Raw genomic sequence first — 16,987 nt, forward strand, 5'->3', positions numbered from 1 at the left:
GTTGATCTCAGTTGATCAGGAGCGTGTGTTCGTATCCCGTGACGCCCTGCGTCACCACTGAACAGATTGATTTTTTATTCCGCACGACACACCTTAGCGAATCGTTTTTCTAAAAGGTGACGCCCGCAGTGTCCGATTTTCCGACTCTCAAAACCGAACGCCTGACCCTCAGAGAACTTACACAGGAGGATGCGGTGGGGTTGTTTGCGATTCATAGCGACGCTGAAGCAATGAAGTGGTTCGGTGCCGACCCAATTACCGAGCCTCATCAAGCGGAGCAACTGATCGAGCTGTTTGCCAGTTGGCGCACCTCACCCAATCCGGGGATTCGCTGGGGGATTGAAGACATAGCCACGGCAGCGCTGATCGGCACCTGTGGTTTCTTCAAATGGAATCGTATGTGGCGCAGTTGTGCCATCGGGTTTGAGATGGCGCAATCGGCACAGGGACAGGGGCTCATGAAGGAGGCGGTTTACGCCGCCCTTCGATGGGCGTTCCAGCACATGGAACTCAACAGGATCGAGGCGCTGGTTCATCCTGACAACGCTCGGTCACTGAACCTGCTTGAGAAAGCCGGGTTCGTGCGTGAAGGAACGTTGAGGCAGGCGGGTTACTGGAACGCAGCTCATCAAGACCTGGTTCAGCTTTCGCTGCTGCGTGGGGAGTGTGAGTACCTTTAGGGTCAGCGCGCGGTCCGGCGGTAAACCAGCGTATCGCGTACGCCAAAGTACTCGCAGCGCCGCGCGCCTTGAAGGGTTTCCACCCATTCAAACCCCGTTGCCTCAGCCAGTCGTTGACTGGATATGTTCGCCGAAGAAGTGGTCAGGCGCAGTGTGTGCCCGCTCAACTGCGAAACCAGAGCGTTCAATGCCTCCCTCATCAGCCCATGACCGGCGTGTGCCTGATTGCCCCAATAGCCAACTTCGTAGCTGTGAATCTCATCGGCCAGCGGCAGCAGGCCGATACAGCCCACCAATGCCTGGGGATCGTCGCGAGATAACAGGAAATACCGTTTCTCCCCGACAGGCGCATCGAAGTCTTTTGCCGCGCGCTGCAGGCTTTCCTGCGTGTCCTCCCGCGTCCAGTGCGGCTTGCTCCATACGAGAAACCGGCGGTGCAGTGCGTAGCTGGCGTTCAAGGCATCGGCGAGTTTTTCAGCGAGCGCCACATCAGGCGCAACCAGGGTCATCCGGTCAGTTTGCAGGGTTGTGGGCAGCGGCGCCTGCTGTTCAATGGTTTGCACCCACACGAATCCTTCGTCTTCACTGGGTGGCTCGAGCATGCTGAACACGCTTTTCAGCGCGTCCTCCGGCACCTTTTTGTCAGCATTGCGTTGGGCATTTCGCGATAACGCCAGCTCCAGCGGTGCGCTCACCAGGATGCCGATCACCGGGACTGCATAGTCCCACGCGATGGACAGCAGCTCCTGCCGATGACGCCGCGCCGGCAAAGCAGCATCGAAGACGATTGCGCCGTGCCCCAACCGCTCAAGGTTTTCCGCCACCCAGCGAGACTTGCCCGCCCCCTGCACGCCCATGACCACGTACACATGAGTGCCCTTTGCCGCCTGTGACAGCTCGTGCCTCAACCGCGCATACGCGAGCTGCCATGCCTGTCGATTTCGTTCAGGCGTGAATTCCCTGCCGAACTCGGTTTCCAGATAGTCGTCAGGGTTGATCACCAAGGGCAAGTCCATCGACCGATCCTCCATCAAAAAGGCACGTCGCCCAACATCGTCGCGCGGTGCATCACCCGCCTTTGCGGTCGGTAATCATCAATCGCGTAATGCTGGGTAATGCGGTTATCCCAGAACGCTACATCATTCGCCTTCCATCGCCAACGCACGGTGAATTCCGGACGGCTCACGTGGCTGAACAATAACCGCAACAACGCATCACTTTCCGCCGCCTCAAGCTCATTGATCCGCGTGGTAAAGCCTTCATTCACAAACAACGCCTTGCGCCCGGTGGCAGGATGCGTCCTGACCACCGGGTGTGACAGCGGCGGGTGATCCTTCCGGGCTTTTTCGTAGCGCGCCAATGCTTCGGGCGTGCTGCCGAAGCGCTCGGTGGGAAATGATTTGGTCAATTCGTGGGTGGCGGTCAGGCCGTCGAGCAGTTGCCTGACGGGGGCCGATAACCCTTCAAACGCAGCCACGCCATTGGCCCACAACGTATCCCCGCCGAACGCAGGCACTTGCCTGGCCGCCAACACAGAGCCCATCGCCGGTGCGGCGAGGAAGGTCACATCGGTGTGCCAGATTGCGTTGTCGCGGACATCGGTCACGGCGGTGTCGATCAGCAGCAATTCCGGGTGCCGGTCAACGTGCGGGTAAATCGGATGCCGGTGCAAATCACCAAACCGCGCGGCAAATGCCACGTGCTGCCCGGGGGTAATGGCCTGGTTACGGAAGAACAACACCTGGTGCTGCAGCAGTGCTTGCTCCACCCAGTCGTGTTGTTGATCCGTCAGAGGCAGGGCCATATCCAGCCCCTCAACCTCCGCGCCGATGCTAGGGCCAAGGGGATGAAGCGTCAGGCCCATGATTATTCTCCGATGAACTTGTCGCTGACGAAGGCGGAATAGTCAGGCAGGACCTTTTCGATTTTTCCCTGCTCTTTCAGAAATTCGGCGGTCTTGCCAATTTCCCTGGCGGTGCCACCGGCGAGGTATTGCGCGCTTTTTTGTTCGGCGGCCGTCGGGAACGACGAGCCTTCGAGCAGCTCGGGAATGTCCGCAGCGTTGGCGCCTGTGAGTCGGGCGATGCTCTTCACGGGGGCAGAATCAACGGTCCAGTCTTTTTTATGCGCGGCGTAATCGGCAATCGCCGCCAGGCTGACCCTGGCAAAATCGGCAACGACCTTCGGATTCTTTTCAGCGAAATCCTTGCGCGCTACCCACACCTCAAAGGTCGGGGCGCCCCAGTTGGAAACTTCGGCAGCATCCGTGAGGATCTTACCGGTCTTGCGGATTTCACCCAGGGCAGGCGACCAGGTAAACGCCCCGTCGATATCGCCGCGGGCCCAGGCGGCGGTGATTTGTGCCGGTGTCAGGTTGACGATGTTGACTTTGCGCGGGTCCAGGTTCCAGTGCTTCAGCGCGCCCAGCAGGCTGTAATGGGAGGTCGACACAAAGGGCACGGCGATGGTTTTGCCGATCAGGTCATCAGGGGTCTTGATCCCGCTGCCGTCGCGAACCACCAGGGCCTCGGAACTGCGAATCTGCGCGCTGACAATGAACGCCACCAGCGGCATGTTTCGCGAAGCCGCCGCAGCCAACGGGCTGGAACCCAGGTTGCCGATCTGCACATCACCGGAAGCCATGGCGGCCAGGACGGCCGGGCCCGCGTCGAATTTGCGCCAATCGATCTTCTGGCCGATACCTTTTTCATATTCACCATCGGCGATGGCGCGTTTGATCGGGTCGATGCCGTTGATGTAGCCGATGGTGAGGTCAGCGGATTGAGCGCTTAGGGAGAGGACAGCGAGGCCCATGGCCGAGAGGAGGTTGCGGGCCGGTTTCAGCGTGTTCATTTTTATAGATTCCTGAGCGGATAAGACTTGAGCAGCGCGGACTCCGGCTCTCCAAGGGTCAACTCAGTTAGATGATATTGATCTATAAAAAATAAAATAAATAATTTTATGGAATTAGCTTAGAGCTTCTGCAGGAGCGAGCAAGCTCGCTCCTGCAGGGTCATGTCACTCTTGGACATCCATGAACTCTTTGGCCCAGCTCACGTAGGTGTCGGGGAACGTGTAGGTGTGGGTCAGTTCGCTGGCGGTCAGGTTTGACGTGCTGCGCGTCAGGTTGCGCTGTTCGCGAAGGCTGTCGTAGGTGGCCTTGATCGAGGCGAAGTACGCGCCGTGGCCGGCGACCACAATCCGCACACCCAGTTTGGCCAGGCGTTCGTTGTCATTGAGATGCGGGTTGGCGTAGGTCACCAGCATCAACGGCACCGTCAGGCCTTCGGCGATCTGTTCAAGGTGGTCGAAGTCACGGACACCCACCATGCAGATGCCGTCTGCGCCAGCCTCTTGATACGCCTTGGTGCGATGGATAACGTCTTCCACCGGCAATACGGCGGCGTTGGTCCGGGCGATGATCGAAAGCTGCGGATCGACCCGGGCCTCCAGGGCCGCCTTGACCTTGCCCACGCCCTCTTCCGTGCTGATGAGGTCGGTGGATTTGCGCCCGAACTGCGCGGGCAGCAGGGTATCTTCAATGGTCAGCGCAGAGACGCCAGCACGCTCCAGTTCCTGGACGGTGCGCATCACGTTCAGTGCATTTCCGTAGCCGTGGTCGGCGTCGGCGATCACCGGAAGCTGCGCCACCCGGCCGATGCGGGTGGCCTGCTCGACGAACTCACTCAGGGTAATCAGCGCGAAGTCCGGTGCAGCCAGGACCTGTAATGACGCCACCGAGCCTCCCAGGATGCCGACTTCGAAGCCCAGGTCTGCAGCGATCCTGGCCGACATCGGGTCGAACACCGAGGCGGTGTGAAAGCAGTGTTGGGAGGCCAGCAGCTCGCGAAACGAGCGCCGTAGATCCTGGTGGGAAATTTTCGACATGTTCACTCCTCACTGTCGCCGTATACGCGGGAACGACCAGTGCCAATTCAAAAGTAAGGCTAGCGTATCACGCCGTAAAAAGATGGTTGATGACGTTTGAGAAACTTATACATCACGCTTGGCGGGGGGAAGCCCGCCGCCATTACTTCAACCGTCCCGCCTCACCCAGCCAGGTTGACGCGGCCTGGTGCAACCATTCGGTGGCGGCGGGATTGTGTTTGACCCGGCTATCCAGGAACGCCACACCCATGGCCTGAATCGCGGCCACCTGCTTGGGGTCCGGCGCCGGTTCGCCCGCCATCGGGCCGCCGCCGCCAGGTTTGGCACCGTGCTTGTGCCCTCGACCCTTGGGTGCGTCGCCAGACGAAGCACTGCCCTTGTCGGCCTTTTTCGCCGGTCGGCTGAACAGCTCGCTCCCGGACAAGGTCTTGTGCGTCGCACTGTTCAACTCCAGCTGAACACTGCCCGCCGCTGTCACCGACTCGCCCAACACCTCTCGCTGACGGTAAGAGCTGACCCAGTTGAACGGGTCTTCATCCTGCTGGCCGGTCATCGACAGCACGGGCGCCGTTATCCGGGCGAACACGTCCGGCCGGGCATCGGCGTCCACATAAGGGCTGAGCAGCAACACCGCCTTGGGTTGAAGCCCGACACCCGGGGTGGCCCCAGGCTCCAGCGCCCCGGCGAGTGCCTCAGCGGTCTGCGCGCCAAAATCAAAGCCGGCCACCACCACCTGGTTCCAGTCGATGGCCGCCAGTTGCGCGTCGCCTTTGGCGGCCCGTGCCCGAACTTCGCTCAGGACTTTCTGCAAGGTCGACAGCCTGTCACGCAGGGCGGCGGCGGAGTAATGACTGCTCGCCATCCCGCGAAAGTCGCCATATAACGCCTGCTGCGAGGCAAAGATCGACTGATCATGGGCGGGTTCCTGAACCGACAACACCGCATAACCGGCCTGCGCCCAAGCCTTGCGCCACGCCACCCCGCCCGAGGCCGGCTCACCCAACCCCGGCAAGTAGATAATCAGCGGCAAGCGCTCGTGGGTCACCGGTGCCAGCCACGCAACGTTCACCGGTTGCTTATCGAGCTGCCAGGTCGCGCCCCAGCCGGACGTTTCATAATGGGACGGTTGATACGCGGTGCTCAGTTCCTTGTTGACCCGCTCGCTGAATTCGGCCCGCGGGTTTGGCGGATCGCCCGCACACCCCGCAATCAATCCCAGGCTGCCCACCAGGGCGCTCACCGCCAGCCAGTACCGAGGTTGAAGGTTCATTCGATTCACACCGCCGTTCAGTTCAAGGTAACTGGCAGCCTAACCGACCCGCCGGCGAACGCAGCACCCGCGCAGGTAAAGAATGGGTAAAGCGTGACGGCACGATGGCCCTCTTCGCGGGTCTTTGTTTTATCAAAGCCGGAAAAATTTCAAGGAGACGCCTGTGAGCATCAGAGACAATCCCGAGGACTATCAGGATCTCAAGCGGGCCGTCGGTTTGCTGGAGTCACCCTCCCTGACGGCCAGGCTGTCCGGCATGATCGGCTCCCCGATTGAAAGCGCGGTAAAGGCATTGCCGGGGGTGGTTTCCAAACGGATCAATGGCGCGGTGGCGGCAGCGCTGCATTCATCCGCCGGCGCGGCGCTGAAAAGCCTGGACAACAGTCCGAGAAAACCGGCCTCGACCCGGCTGCACAAGGCTTTTGCGGCCACCTCGGGCGCCATCGGCGGGGCCTTCGGTTTCGCGGCGCTGTTTATCGAGCTGCCGATCTCTACCACCATCATGATGCGCGCGGTCGCCGACGTGGCGCGCAGCGAGGGTTTCGACCTGGGCGACTTTTCGACCAAACAAGCCTGCATCGAGGTGTTTGCCATGGGTGGCACCAGCCAGGCCGATGATGCAACGGAGACCGGTTACTACATGACCCGCAGCTTCACCACCCAGGCCATGCAACAACTGTCCAAGGAACTGGCGGGGATCGCCGCCAAGCAGGGCTCCAAGGCCATCAGCAGCTTGTCCCCGGGCCAAGCCGGGAAATGGCTGGCGATCCTCATCGATAAAGTCGCGACACGTTTTGGCTTTACCATTTCCAGCAAGTTCGCAGCCCAGGCCGTTCCGGTGATGGGCGCCTTTACCGGGGCGACGATCAATACGCTGTTCACCCACTTCTACCAGGACATGGCGCGGGGGCACTTCATCGTGAAACGGCTGGAAGAGAAATATGGTTTTGAGCCCATCAAGGATGCGTACATGGCCATCAAGGCGGCGCCCCGGGTGAACTAGAAGCGCGGAAATGCCGGAAAAATTTTTAATGCCGTGCATCCACTTCGCTGCCTCGCGCGTACATTCATCCGCAGGGCGCAAGAATTAGGGAGATACGCAGGAAGAGATCACCCGGACGCCATACCCTTGAGCTATCTGATGAATAGAAAAACAACATCATAATGATGGCACTGTCTGATACCTTGTTGTACGAACATAACCACTTTGAGGATTGTCATGGGCGAAGGCGCTCCTATTCCGCCGAATGAAATTGAACGGCTAAAAGAGGTCGCGAAATTTTGTCCAACCGACAGCGATAGTGATGATGTATTTGAAAAGATCGTCGAGATGGCGTCTGCCTATTACAACGCCCCCATCGCACTGATTTCAATTGTCGATAAACACCGGCAATGGTTCAGGGCACGGGTGGGAATTACAGAAACGCAGACACCGCGAGAAGTGTCTTTTTGCGCCTACTCTACCCTGGACAACGCCCTGCTGGAGGTGTCGGACGCAACGCTGGATGCCCGCTTCAAAGATAATCCCCTGGTTACGGGGCCGCCGCATATTCGTTATTACGCGGGCGCGCCATTGATCACGGAGGATGGCTTTACCCTGGGAAGTCTCTGCATCATTGATACTGTCCCCCGCCCTCCCATGAGCGAGCGTGACAGTGCAATGCTCAACGACTTTGCCGAGCTGGTCATGATGCGCATACAGGGCATGCGGTCCCGCAACTTCGTAGACCAACCCACGGGGCTATTCAATCGACTCAGGCTTGAGGAAGATATACGTCAAGCGCTCAAGCTTGAAAACGCGTGCCATGTGTACGCAGTTGACATTATCTCGCCAAAGTTTCTCAACGATATCGTAAAGGCCCTGGGCTACAGCTTTGCCGGAGACCTGGTTCTGGCGATCAAATCTCGCCTGCAAAACCTGTTACCCGCGCAGTGCCTGCTTTACAAAATCAGCCCGACGCGGTTTGGCTTCATCCTAGAGGAGAATCAAACCACCGAGCACATCTGCGAAAGTATTCTCAAGGACTTCAAAAAGCCTGTTGAATGCCACGGCATCCCCATCCTCATGCAAGTCGGGATTGGCGTGCTGCCCATTCACCATTCCGGCCCGCAAGACTGGCTACGCCTGCTGGTGAGTGCGGCAGATGAGGCGCGTGACCGCAAGCTGGGCTGGTCTCTTTATGAACCCCAGTTTGATGCGGCTCAACAACGCGCGTTCATGTTGTTGAGTTCGTTGCCGGAAGCGGTCAGCTGCGACAAACAGTTCAGCCTGGTGTATCAGCCCAAAGTCAAACTGCCCTCGGGAAGCTGTGATTCGGTAGAGGCATTGCTACGCTGGAACCATCCGTTGCTTGGCCCCATCAGCCCTGCCGAGTTCATCCCCCTGGCCGAAAAAACCGCGTTGATACCGTCCGTTGGATTATGGGTGCTCAACGCAATCATCCGGCAAGCCGCAGCCTGGAAAGCACAAGGCGTGCGCCTGCGAATAGCGATGAACATTACCGTCAGCGATCTGGAAAGCTCCGAGTTCGTGGACGCGATGATTCATGAGCTTCACCGGCATGACCTTGACCCTGCCGACTTTGAACTTGAGTTTACCGAAAGCATGTTGATGACCAACCCTGAGGAAGTCATCCGGCAACTGCAGCGCGTTCGGCAGATTGGCATAGAGGTCGCGGTTGATGATTTCGGCACGGGCTACAGTAACTGGGCGTACCTGAAGGAACTGCCGGCCACTACCGTCAAGCTGGATCAATCATTGATCAGCGGGCTGGGCAGCAATCAAAATGACAAGCAGTTGGTTAAAACCCTGATAGGCCTGGCGAAAGGGCTCGGCTACCGAGTCGTTGCCGAAGGCGTAGAGAACCAGGAAATCCTCGACCTCTTGATACAGTGGGGATGTTCCGAAGCGCAGGGCTACCTGATAGCAAAGCCCATGACCGCAACGGACCTGGAAACCTGGATAAGCCAGGGCCTCTAGCGAACAGGCCCACAGCGTGGGCCTGTAAACGTCAGGCGCCAGTGTCAGGCCAGTTCAAAGCGATCCAGGTTCATCACCTTGGTCCAGGCCGCCACGAAGTCCTCGACGAACTTCTCCTCGGCGTCGGCACTGCCATAGACTTCGGACAGCGCCCTCAACTGGGCATGCGAACCGAACACCAGGTCGACCCGGGTGCCCGTCCACTTGACGGCACCGGTCTTGCGGTCATGCGCCTCAAAGGTATCGTGGGTGCCGGTGACTGGCTTCCATTCAACGCCCATGTCCAGCAGGTTCCTGAAGAAGTCATTGGTCAGGGTTCCCGGGCGCTCGGTGAACACCCCGTGCTTGCTTTCCCCGACATTTAGACCCAAGACCCGCAGTCCGCCCAACAGCACCGTCATTTCGGGTGCGGTCAATGTCAGCAGTTGCGCCTTGTCGATCAGCAACGCTTCGGACGACACCTTGTAGTGCCCCTTCTGGTAGTTGCGAAAGCCATCGGCGACCGGTTCAAGGAAACCGAACGACTCGACATCCGTCTGCTCCTGGGAAGCATCCGTGCGCCCTGCCGTGAAAGGCACCGTGGTCTGGCGGCCGGCATTTTTGGCCGCCCGCTCAACCCCCACGCTGCCCGCCAGCACGATCAGATCGGCCAGGGAAATCCTTTTGCCTCCCGTCTGTGCGGTATTGAAGTCTCCCTGAATAGCTTCGAGACGCTTCAGTACGCCCGACAGTTGCTCAGGCTGGTTGACCGCCCAGTCCTTCTGCGGAGCCAGGCGCAGGCGCCCGCCATTGGCTCCCCCGCGTTTATCGGAGCCGCGGAAGGTGGACGCCGCTGCCCATGCCGTCGAAACCAGCTGCGAGACCGTCAGCCCCGCGGCGAGAATCTTCTGCTTGAGCGCCGCCACATCCTGCTCATCCACCAGTGGATGATCGACCGCAGGAATCGGGTCCTGCCACAGCAACTCTTCCGCGGGGGTTTCCGGGCCGAGATAACGCGCAAGCGGACCCATGTCGCGGTGGGTAAGTTTGAACCAGGCACGGGCAAAGGCGTCTGCCAGTTGGTCCGGGTTGGCCAGGAAACGTCGGGAGATCTGTTCGTACGCCGGATCGAAACGCAGCGCCAGGTCCGAGGTCAGCATGCTCGGCGCATGCCGCCTGCCGGCATCATGGGCATCCGGAACCTTGCCGGCGCCGGCACCGTTCTTCGGTGCCCACTGATGGGCGCCCGCCGGGCTCCTGGTCAGTTCCCATTCAAAGCCGAAGAGGTTTTCGAGGTACTCATTGCTCCATCTTGTCGGCGTCGAAGTCCAGGTCACCTCCAGCCCGCTGGTGATGGTGTCACCGCCCTTGCCGCTGCCGAAGCTGTTTTTCCAGCCCAGCCCCTGCTCTTCCAGGCCAGCCGCTTCCGGTTCCGGGCCGACGTTATCCGCCGGACCTGCGCCGTGGGTCTTGCCGAAGGCGTGACCGCCGGCGATCAGGGCTACGGTCTCTTCGTCATTCATCGCCATGCGACCGAAGGTTTCACGGATATCCTTCGCCGAGGCAACCGGATCCGGAACACCTTCAGGCCCTTCCGGGTTCACGTAGATCAAGCCCATCTGCACAGCGGCGAGGGGATTTTCCAGGTTGCGCTCACCGCCCCCGGTGCGGCTTTCTTCGTTGCCATGGTTCTGCGGTTCAGCCACCAACGGACCATCACCCGGCTGCTGCATTTTCTTTTGCACGCCGTAACGCTCTTCTCCCCCCAGCCACGTGGTCTCGGCGCCCCAGTAAACGTCCTCGTCCGGCTCCCAGACATCCGGGCGACCGCCGGAGAACCCGAAGGTCTTGAACCCCATCGACTCCAGCGCAACGTTACCGGTGAGTACGATCAAATCGGCCCAGGAAATCCGCCGGCCGTACTTTTGCTTGACCGGCCAGATCAGGCGACGGGCCTTATCCAGGCTGACGTTGTCAGGCCAGCTGTTGAGCGGTGCAAAGCGCTGCTGACCGGAACCGGCACCGCCGCGACCGTCGGCGGTACGGTAGGTCCCGGCGCTGTGCCAGGCCATGCGAATGAACAGCGGGCCGTAATGGCCAAAGTCCGCCGGCCACCAGTCCTGGGATTGCGTCATGACATCGCGCAAATCCTGCTTGACCGCTTCGAAGTCAAGGCTCTTGAACGCCTTGGCGTAATCGAAGCCCTGACCCATGGGGTCGCTGAGGGAGGAATGCTGATGCAGGATCTTCAGGTTCAGTTGCTGGGGCCACCAGTCTCGGTTCGTGGTGCCGCCACCCGCAGCGTGGTTGAAAGGGCATTTCGATTCAGTTGACATGCTTGGCACACCTTTTAGTGACGTTTTCAAAGATTAGCCTCGTTCGCAGAAAACTCTAATAGCTGCAACGTTATCCCCTGATAGACCTGTTCTTGGGATTGAAAGCCGTCCTGGGGCCCCGCCCTGCATAAGAGCCACTGGGATCTCAAGACCAGAAAAAGCCATCCGCTCGACCTTTTATCGCGCGAACCCATCTTCAGTTTGCTTGCAGCTCTTGCGCTTGCGGTATTATGGTATACCATCATACACAAACCAATCAGCACCCAGGTGGAGCAGCCATGAGTTTTGAAATCCGCAAGATCGTCAGCTATGTAGAAGAAACCTTTATTGAAGGCGGCAAGGCCTCCGACACGCCAGTGACTATGGTGGGCCTGGCTGTCGTCCTGAAAAACCCGTGGCTGGGTCGCGGTTTTGTCGAAGACCTGAAACCGGAAATCCGTGCCAACTGCTCGGATCTCGGCGCACTGATGGTGGAGCGCCTGATTGGCATTATCGGTGGTGCAGACAACATCGAAGCCTATGGCAAGGCCGCCGTGGTCGGTGCCGACGGTGAAATCGAACACGCCTCGGCAATCATCCATACCCTGCGCTTTGGCAACCACTACCGCGAAGCGGTCAAGGCCAAGAGCTACCTGAGTTTTACCAACAAGCGCGGTGGCCCGGGCACATCGATTCAAATCCCGATGATGCACAAGGATGACGAAGGGCTGCGCTCGCACTACATCACCTTGGAAATGCAGATAGAAGATTCCCCGCGTGCCGACGAGATCGTGGTGGTCCTTGGGTGCGCCGACGGCGGCCGCCTGCACCCACGCATCGGCAACCGTTACATCGACCTGGAAGAGCTGGCAGCCGAGAAAGCCCAGTAAGCAAGACCGGTCACCCAAACAAAAAACATGCAGGAGCGCTCCATGATTCAGCTCACCGCTGATCGCACCCCGGCTGGCACCAGTTATCTGGCGACCGGCCAAGGCCAGCCTGTGGTTTTGATCCACGGCGTGGGCCTGAATAAAGAAATGTGGGGCGGGCAAGTCGTTGGCCTGGCCACGAATTATCGCGTGATCACCTATGACATGCTGGGCCATGGCGCCAGCCCGCGCCCGGCTGCCGGCACCCCGCTGCTGGGGTATGCCGACCAGTTGCTGGAACTGCTCGACCACCTGCAACTGCCTCAGGCAACGGTGATCGGGTTTTCCATGGGCGGCCTGGTTGCGCGGGCGTTTGCCTTGCATTACCCCGAACGCCTGCAAGGCCTGGTGGTGCTCAACAGTGTGTTCAACCGCAGCGCCGAACAGCGTGCCGGGGTGATCGCACGCACTGCCCAGGCCGCCGAGCATGGCCCGGATGCGAATGCCGAAGCCGCGCTGTCACGCTGGTTCAGCCGCGAGTACCAGGCAGCCAACCCGGCGCAGATCGCTGCGCTGCGTGAAACCCTGGCGGGCAACGACCCCCAGGGCTACCTCACCACGTACGAGCTGTTCGCGACCCAGGACATGTACCGCGCCGACGACCTCAAGGGTTTGCGCGCGCCGACCCTGGTCGCCACCGGTGAACTCGACCCGGGCTCGACCCCGGAGATGGCCCGGCAACTGGCCGATCGCATTCCCGGTGCGACGGTTGCAGTGCTGGCCGAGCAACGGCATATGATGCCAGTGGAATCGCCGCGGCTGGTCAACCAACTGCTGCTGGGCTTTCTTGACACGGTGTACACCCAAAAAAATCCAATAAAGGGGATCGTTGCATGACACTCGCACGCTTCCAGATGTGCATCGGCGGTGAATGGGTCGATGCTCTGTCCGGCAAGACTTTCGACAGCCTCAACCCGGCCCTGGCCGAACCCTGGGCGCAACTGCCCGACGCCGACGAGACGGATGTGGAGCGCGCCGTGCAGGCCGCGCAAAGCGCCTTCGACAGCCCGGCCTGGCGTGGCCTCACCGCTACCGCGCGGGGCAAACTGCTGCGCCGCCTGGGAGATTTGATTGCCGAAAACAAGGAACAACTGGCACAGCTCGAAAGCCGCGACAATGGCAAGCTGATCCGCGAGACACGCGGTCAGGTCAGTTACCTGCCGGAGTTCTTCCATTACACGGCAGGCCTGGCCGACAAGCTTGAGGGCGGCACCCTGCCGCTGGACAAGCCGGACCTCTTCGCCTACACCGTGCACGAAGCCATGGGCGTGGTGGCCGCGATCATTCCATGGAACAGCCCGCTGTACTTGACCGCAATCAAACTCGCGCCGGCCCTGGCAGCGGGTAATACCATCGTGATCAAACCGTCGGAGCACGCCTCGGCGACCATCCTCGAACTGGCGCGCCTGGCCCTGGAGGCTGGCATTCCGCCGGGCGTGGTCAATGTGGTGACTGGCTACGGCCCAAGCACCGGCGCCGCCCTCACCCGCCACCCTTTGGTGCGCAAGATCGCCTTTACCGGCGGCGCAGCCACGGCGCGGCACGTAGTACGCAGCAGCGCCGAGAACTTCGCCAAGCTGTCGCTGGAACTGGGCGGCAAGTCACCGAACATCATCTTTGCCGATGCCGACCTCGACAGCGCCATCAATGGTGCGATTGCCGGGATATACGCGGCGTCGGGGCAAAGCTGTGTGTCTGGCTCGCGCCTGCTGGTGCAGGATGAAATCTACGACGAATTCGTCGAGCGCCTGGTAGAGCGCGCCAAACGCATTCGCATCGGCAACCCGCAGGACGACGCCAGTGAAATGGGCCCCATGGCCACCGCACAGCAACTGGCCGTGGTCGAAGGCCTGGTGGCGGATGCCATCGCTGAAGGTGCGCGCCTGCGTACCGGTGGCAAGCGTCCGCAGAACCTGGGCGAAGGCTGGTTCTATGAGCCGACCCTGTTCGAGTGCGACCGCAACTCGATGAAGATCATGCAGGAAGAAGTGTTCGGCCCGGTGGCCTCGGTCATCCGTTTCAAGGACGAAGCCGAAGCCCTGGCCATCGCCAACGACTCTCAGTTCGGCCTCGCCGCCGGCATCTGGACCCGCGACCTCGGTCGTGCCCACCGCCTGGCCCGCGACGTGCGTTCGGGGATTATCTGGGTCAACACCTACCGCGCCGTCTCGGCCATGGCGCCCATTGGCGGCTTCAAGAACAGCGGCTATGGACGTGAAAGTGGCATCGATTCGGTACTGGCTTACACCGAGCTGAAGACGGTGTGGATCAACCTTTCCCAGGCGCCCATGCCTGATCCTTTTGTGATGCGTTAAGAGACCCCGACCATGATCGAACCCGGCATTTACAAAGACGTCATGAGTTCATTCCCGTCCGGGGTGACGGTTGTCACTACCCTCGACCCGGATGGCGGCATCGTCGGCATCACCGCCAGCGCATTCAGTGCGCTGTCGATCGACCCGGCACTGGTCCTGTTCTGCCCCAACTATGCATCGGACACCTATCCGATCCTGCGCGACAGCAAGCGCTTTGCGATTCATTTGCTGTCCGCCGACCAGACCGCCGAAGCCTATGCCTTTGCCAGCAAGGGCAAGGAAAAGGCCAAGGGCATCGAGTGGCACTTGAGCGAACTGGGCAATCCGCTGCTGGCCAAGGCCACGGCGATCATCGAGTGCGAGTTGTGGCGCGAATACGACGGTGGCGATCACGCGATCATCGTCGGAGCGGTGAAAAACCTGATCCTGCCCGAGCAACCGGTCACACCGATGATCTACCACAAGGGCAAGCTGGGCCCGCTGCCCACCCTGGCCTGAGGAGCTGATTGATGAGCGACGACAAGTACCAACGGGGCCTGAAAATCCGTACGCAAGTGCTGGGCGAAGCCTATGTGCAACGTTCGATCGAGAACGCCGACGACTTCACTCGCCCCCTGCAGGAGATGGTCACCGAATACTGCTGGGGCCATGTGTGGGGCCGTGAGGGTTTGTCGCTTAATGAACGCAGCATGATAAACTTGGCGATGATTTCGGCCCTCAATCGGCCCCATGAACTCAAGCTGCACGTGCGCGGCGCCTTGCGTAACGGGCTGAGTCGTGAACAAATACGCGAAATTCTGCTTCAGGTCGGCATTTATTGCGGGGTTCCCGCCGCCGTGGACAGTTTCCGACTGGCCCGTGAAGCCTTCGCCGAAACCGACGCCGAGGCCTCCAGTTAACCGCAACATTCAGAGCAGCCCCCATGAAACGCCTGCCACTCGACGACAGCTTCAAGGTCAATCACAACCCGGTCACCCTGCGCGAAATCGTGCTGGCAAAACTGCGCAGCGCCATCATGAACTTCCAACTGCTGCCGGGTGACCGCCTGGTGGAACGCGACCTTTGCGACCGCCTCGGCGTCAGCCGCACCTCGGTGCGCGAAGCCTTGCGCCACCTGGAGTCCGAAGGCCTGGTGGAATTCGCCGATGCCAAGGGTCCGCAAGTGGCGATCATCACCCTGGCCGATGCCGTCGACATCTATGAACTGCGTTGCGTGCTCGAAGGCTTGATCGTGCAGTTGTTCACCCTGCGCGCCAAGGCCAAGGACATCAAGGCACTGGAAAAAGCCCTTGAGGAAAACCGCAAGGCCCTCAAGGACGGTGAGCTGCAACAGGTCATTGATTCGGTACAAGGATTCTACGACGTGTTGCTCGAAGGCTCCGGCAACCACGTGGCGGCCACCCAACTGCGTCAGTTGCAGGCACGTATCAGCTACTTGCGCGCGACCTCGGTATCCCAGGAAAACCGTCGCGGTACCAGCAACCAGGAAATGGAGCGTATGGTCCAGGCGATCAAGAGCGGCGACCCGCTCGCCGCCCACCAGGCCTGTGTCGACCACGTGCGCGCCGCCGCCGCCGTGGCCCTGGATTACCTCAAGCGCAAGCAGGAAGAGACCGGCAAGATCCCCGAGATCACACTGCCCATCGCCCTCAAAGAACCGCGCATAGGTCACTGACCATGCCCAGCCCCAGTTTTTGCCCGACATGTGGCAGCAGTGACCTCGGTCACCAGCTGCCACCGGGTGATACCCATGAGCGCCTGATGTGCCGGGGCTGCGGCTACATCCACTACATCAACCCGAAGATTATCGCCGGCTGCATCATCGAGCAGGACGGCAAATATCTGCTTTGCCAGCGGGCCATCCCGCCGCGTCCTGGCACCTGGACGCTGCCGGCCGGCTTCATGGAAGGTGGCGAAACCACTGAACAGGCCGCACTACGCGAAGTCTGGGAAGAAAGCGGCGTACGCGCGGAGATCCTCTCGCCCTACTCGATTTTCAGCGTGCCGAAGATCAGCGAGGTGTACATCATCTTCCGCGCCATCGCGCTGCAGATCACCGGCCAGTTCGGGCCGGAGACCCTCGACTACAAGTTCTTCGCGCCCGAGGACATTCCCTGGGACAGCATCTACTACCCGGCGATCCGGCAGATCCTCGAGCGTTATATCGAGGAACGCCAGGCTGGGGTGTATGGCATCTACATCGGTAACGACGACAGCGGCAAGATTCACTTCATCCGCTGATCGTCAGCCCCGACACGGATCAAAAATGTGGTGTATGCCTGATAACCCTAAGGCACCAGCCCTTCCACGATGATGATCTGCGCCTCGCCCGCCCCTTCACGACGCGCCTTTGCCTCCTGATACTCCGCAGACTCATAACAGGCCAGCGCCTGCTCGTAGCTGTCGAACTCGATCACCACATTACGTTGCTTGGCAGGCCCGCCTTCCATCGCGGCGCTGCGCCCGCCCCTGGCCAGGAAGCGCCCGCCAAACTTCGCGAAGGCCGCAGGCGCGCGCTGGGTGTACTGCGTGTACTGCTCTGCATCGGACACATTTACATGGGCAATCCAGTAAGCCTTCATCGTGACATCCTCTTGCTTGGTTTTGTGGTATACCATAATACATACAACC

General features: G+C 60.2%; 17 protein-coding genes. 10 read left to right on the top strand and 7 right to left on the bottom strand.

The genetic code is table 11. From position 1 onward, the window contains the following. Nucleotides 1–128 precede the first annotated feature (128 nt). On the top strand, nt 129–680 hold the full coding sequence (locus HX786_RS18770) for a GNAT family N-acetyltransferase (RefSeq protein WP_177036940.1): 552 nt from the start codon (nt 129–131) through the stop codon (nt 678–680). 2 nt (nt 681–682) lie between these two features. Here the strand turns inward: HX786_RS18770 and HX786_RS18775 are convergent, their stop codons facing one another. The 5 genes from HX786_RS18775 to HX786_RS18795 all read right to left on the bottom strand — a co-directional run bounded on the left by HX786_RS18775 (nt 683) and on the right by HX786_RS18795 (nt 5,838). Further along, on the bottom strand, nt 683–1,696 hold the full coding sequence (locus tag HX786_RS18775) for a GNAT family N-acetyltransferase (protein ID WP_178912453.1): 1,014 nt from the start codon (nt 1,694–1,696) through the stop codon (nt 683–685). A 14-nt stretch (nt 1,697–1,710) separates the two neighbouring features. Next, on the bottom strand, nt 1,711–2,544 hold the full coding sequence (gene tauD, locus HX786_RS18780; RefSeq protein ID WP_178912454.1) for a taurine dioxygenase: 834 nt from the start codon (nt 2,542–2,544) through the stop codon (nt 1,711–1,713). A 2-nt stretch (nt 2,545–2,546) separates the two neighbouring features. Then, nucleotides 2,547–3,533: a taurine ABC transporter substrate-binding protein gene (gene tauA / locus HX786_RS18785; protein ID WP_178912455.1), complete on the bottom strand. Its 987-nt coding sequence runs from the start codon at nt 3,531–3,533 to the stop codon at nt 2,547–2,549. 165 nt (nt 3,534–3,698) lie between these two features. Further along, entirely contained in the window at nt 3,699–4,568 is an 870-nt protein-coding gene (locus HX786_RS18790; RefSeq protein ID WP_003208921.1) for an oxaloacetate decarboxylase, read from the bottom strand. Nucleotides 4,569–4,710: 142 nt separating this feature from the next. After that, a complete protein-coding gene (locus HX786_RS18795) occupies nt 4,711–5,838 on the bottom strand; it encodes an alpha/beta hydrolase (RefSeq protein WP_178912456.1) in 1,128 nt (375 codons plus the stop codon). 163 nt (nt 5,839–6,001) lie between these two features. Between HX786_RS18795 and HX786_RS18800 the strand changes: the two genes are divergently transcribed. Together HX786_RS18800 and HX786_RS18805 are read left to right on the top strand one after the other, a co-directional pair. Next, a complete protein-coding gene (locus HX786_RS18800) occupies nt 6,002–6,841 on the top strand; it encodes an EcsC family protein (protein WP_003208925.1) in 840 nt (279 codons plus the stop codon). 216 nt (nt 6,842–7,057) lie between these two features. Next, nucleotides 7,058–8,818 (top strand): EAL domain-containing protein, encoded by a 1,761-nt coding sequence (locus HX786_RS18805; protein WP_178912457.1) that lies wholly within the window; start codon nt 7,058–7,060, stop codon nt 8,816–8,818. Between the two features lie 44 nt (nt 8,819–8,862). Here HX786_RS18805 and katG read toward each other — a convergent pair whose 3' ends face one another. Then, entirely contained in the window at nt 8,863–11,133 is a 2,271-nt protein-coding gene (gene katG, locus HX786_RS18810) for a catalase/peroxidase HPI (protein ID WP_178912458.1), read from the bottom strand. 278 nt (nt 11,134–11,411) lie between these two features. Here katG and HX786_RS18815 point away from each other — a divergent pair, with 278 nt between their 5' ends. From HX786_RS18815 to HX786_RS18845, 7 genes are read left to right on the top strand one after another with little or no spacing between them, the layout of a single operon-like run. Then, on the top strand, nt 11,412–12,002 hold the full coding sequence (locus HX786_RS18815; protein WP_087694298.1) for an amino acid synthesis family protein: 591 nt from the start codon (nt 11,412–11,414) through the stop codon (nt 12,000–12,002). A 42-nt stretch (nt 12,003–12,044) separates the two neighbouring features. After that, a complete protein-coding gene (locus HX786_RS18820) occupies nt 12,045–12,878 on the top strand; it encodes an alpha/beta fold hydrolase (protein ID WP_102368700.1) in 834 nt (277 codons plus the stop codon). After that, nucleotides 12,875–14,356 (top strand): aldehyde dehydrogenase, encoded by a 1,482-nt coding sequence (locus HX786_RS18825; protein WP_087694300.1) that lies wholly within the window; start codon nt 12,875–12,877, stop codon nt 14,354–14,356. The genes HX786_RS18820 and HX786_RS18825 overlap by 4 nt, the downstream gene beginning before the upstream one ends. 12 nt (nt 14,357–14,368) lie before the next feature. Next, the gene (locus HX786_RS18830; RefSeq protein WP_010567340.1) at nt 14,369–14,854 is read left to right on the top strand and encodes a flavin reductase family protein; all 486 of its coding nucleotides are present in this window, start codon (nt 14,369–14,371) and stop codon (nt 14,852–14,854) included. 11 nt (nt 14,855–14,865) lie between these two features. Then, nucleotides 14,866–15,255, top strand: coding sequence for a carboxymuconolactone decarboxylase family protein (locus HX786_RS18835; RefSeq protein ID WP_178912459.1), 390 nt, complete (start codon nt 14,866–14,868; stop codon nt 15,253–15,255). Between the two features lie 23 nt (nt 15,256–15,278). Then, nucleotides 15,279–16,031 (top strand): GntR family transcriptional regulator, encoded by a 753-nt coding sequence (locus HX786_RS18840; protein ID WP_087694302.1) that lies wholly within the window; start codon nt 15,279–15,281, stop codon nt 16,029–16,031. 2 nt (nt 16,032–16,033) lie between these two features. Next, a complete protein-coding gene (locus tag HX786_RS18845; protein WP_087694303.1) occupies nt 16,034–16,597 on the top strand; it encodes an NUDIX hydrolase in 564 nt (187 codons plus the stop codon). Nucleotides 16,598–16,644: 47 nt separating this feature from the next. Here the strand turns inward: HX786_RS18845 and HX786_RS18850 are convergent, their stop codons facing one another. After that, nucleotides 16,645–16,938, bottom strand: a complete 294-nt coding sequence (locus tag HX786_RS18850) for a DUF1330 domain-containing protein (protein ID WP_178912460.1) — start codon at nt 16,936–16,938, stop codon at nt 16,645–16,647. Nucleotides 16,939–16,987 lie beyond the last annotated feature (49 nt).

Origin of the sequence: Pseudomonas sp. 21615526 (assembly GCF_013386245.1) — a bacterium.
Taxonomy (GTDB): Bacteria; Pseudomonadota; Gammaproteobacteria; order Pseudomonadales; family Pseudomonadaceae; genus Aquipseudomonas.

Bases quoted from the DNA above. Each gene is read 5' to 3' on its own strand.
- HX786_RS18775 (WP_178912453.1), bottom strand. From the start codon at position 1,696: ATGGACTTGCCCTTGGTGATCAACCCTGACGACTATCTGGAAACCGAG.
- tauD (WP_178912454.1), bottom strand. From the start codon at position 2,544: ATGGGCCTGACGCTTCATCCCCTTGGCCCTAGCATCGGCGCGGAGGTT.
- tauA (WP_178912455.1), bottom strand. From the start codon at position 3,533: ATGAACACGCTGAAACCGGCCCGCAACCTCCTCTCGGCCATGGGCCTC.
- HX786_RS18790 (WP_003208921.1), bottom strand. From the start codon at position 4,568: ATGTCGAAAATTTCCCACCAGGATCTACGGCGCTCGTTTCGCGAGCTG.
- HX786_RS18795 (WP_178912456.1), bottom strand. From the start codon at position 5,838: ATGAACCTTCAACCTCGGTACTGGCTGGCGGTGAGCGCCCTGGTGGGC.
- HX786_RS18805 (WP_178912457.1), top strand. From the start codon at position 7,058: ATGGGCGAAGGCGCTCCTATTCCGCCGAATGAAATTGAACGGCTAAAA.
- katG (WP_178912458.1), bottom strand. From the start codon at position 11,133: ATGTCAACTGAATCGAAATGCCCTTTCAACCACGCTGCGGGTGGCGGC.
- HX786_RS18815 (WP_087694298.1), top strand. From the start codon at position 11,412: ATGAGTTTTGAAATCCGCAAGATCGTCAGCTATGTAGAAGAAACCTTT.
- HX786_RS18820 (WP_102368700.1), top strand. From the start codon at position 12,045: ATGATTCAGCTCACCGCTGATCGCACCCCGGCTGGCACCAGTTATCTG.
- HX786_RS18825 (WP_087694300.1), top strand. From the start codon at position 12,875: ATGACACTCGCACGCTTCCAGATGTGCATCGGCGGTGAATGGGTCGAT.
- HX786_RS18830 (WP_010567340.1), top strand. From the start codon at position 14,369: ATGATCGAACCCGGCATTTACAAAGACGTCATGAGTTCATTCCCGTCC.
- HX786_RS18835 (WP_178912459.1), top strand. From the start codon at position 14,866: ATGAGCGACGACAAGTACCAACGGGGCCTGAAAATCCGTACGCAAGTG.
- HX786_RS18840 (WP_087694302.1), top strand. From the start codon at position 15,279: ATGAAACGCCTGCCACTCGACGACAGCTTCAAGGTCAATCACAACCCG.
- HX786_RS18845 (WP_087694303.1), top strand. From the start codon at position 16,034: ATGCCCAGCCCCAGTTTTTGCCCGACATGTGGCAGCAGTGACCTCGGT.
- HX786_RS18850 (WP_178912460.1), bottom strand. From the start codon at position 16,938: ATGAAGGCTTACTGGATTGCCCATGTAAATGTGTCCGATGCAGAGCAG.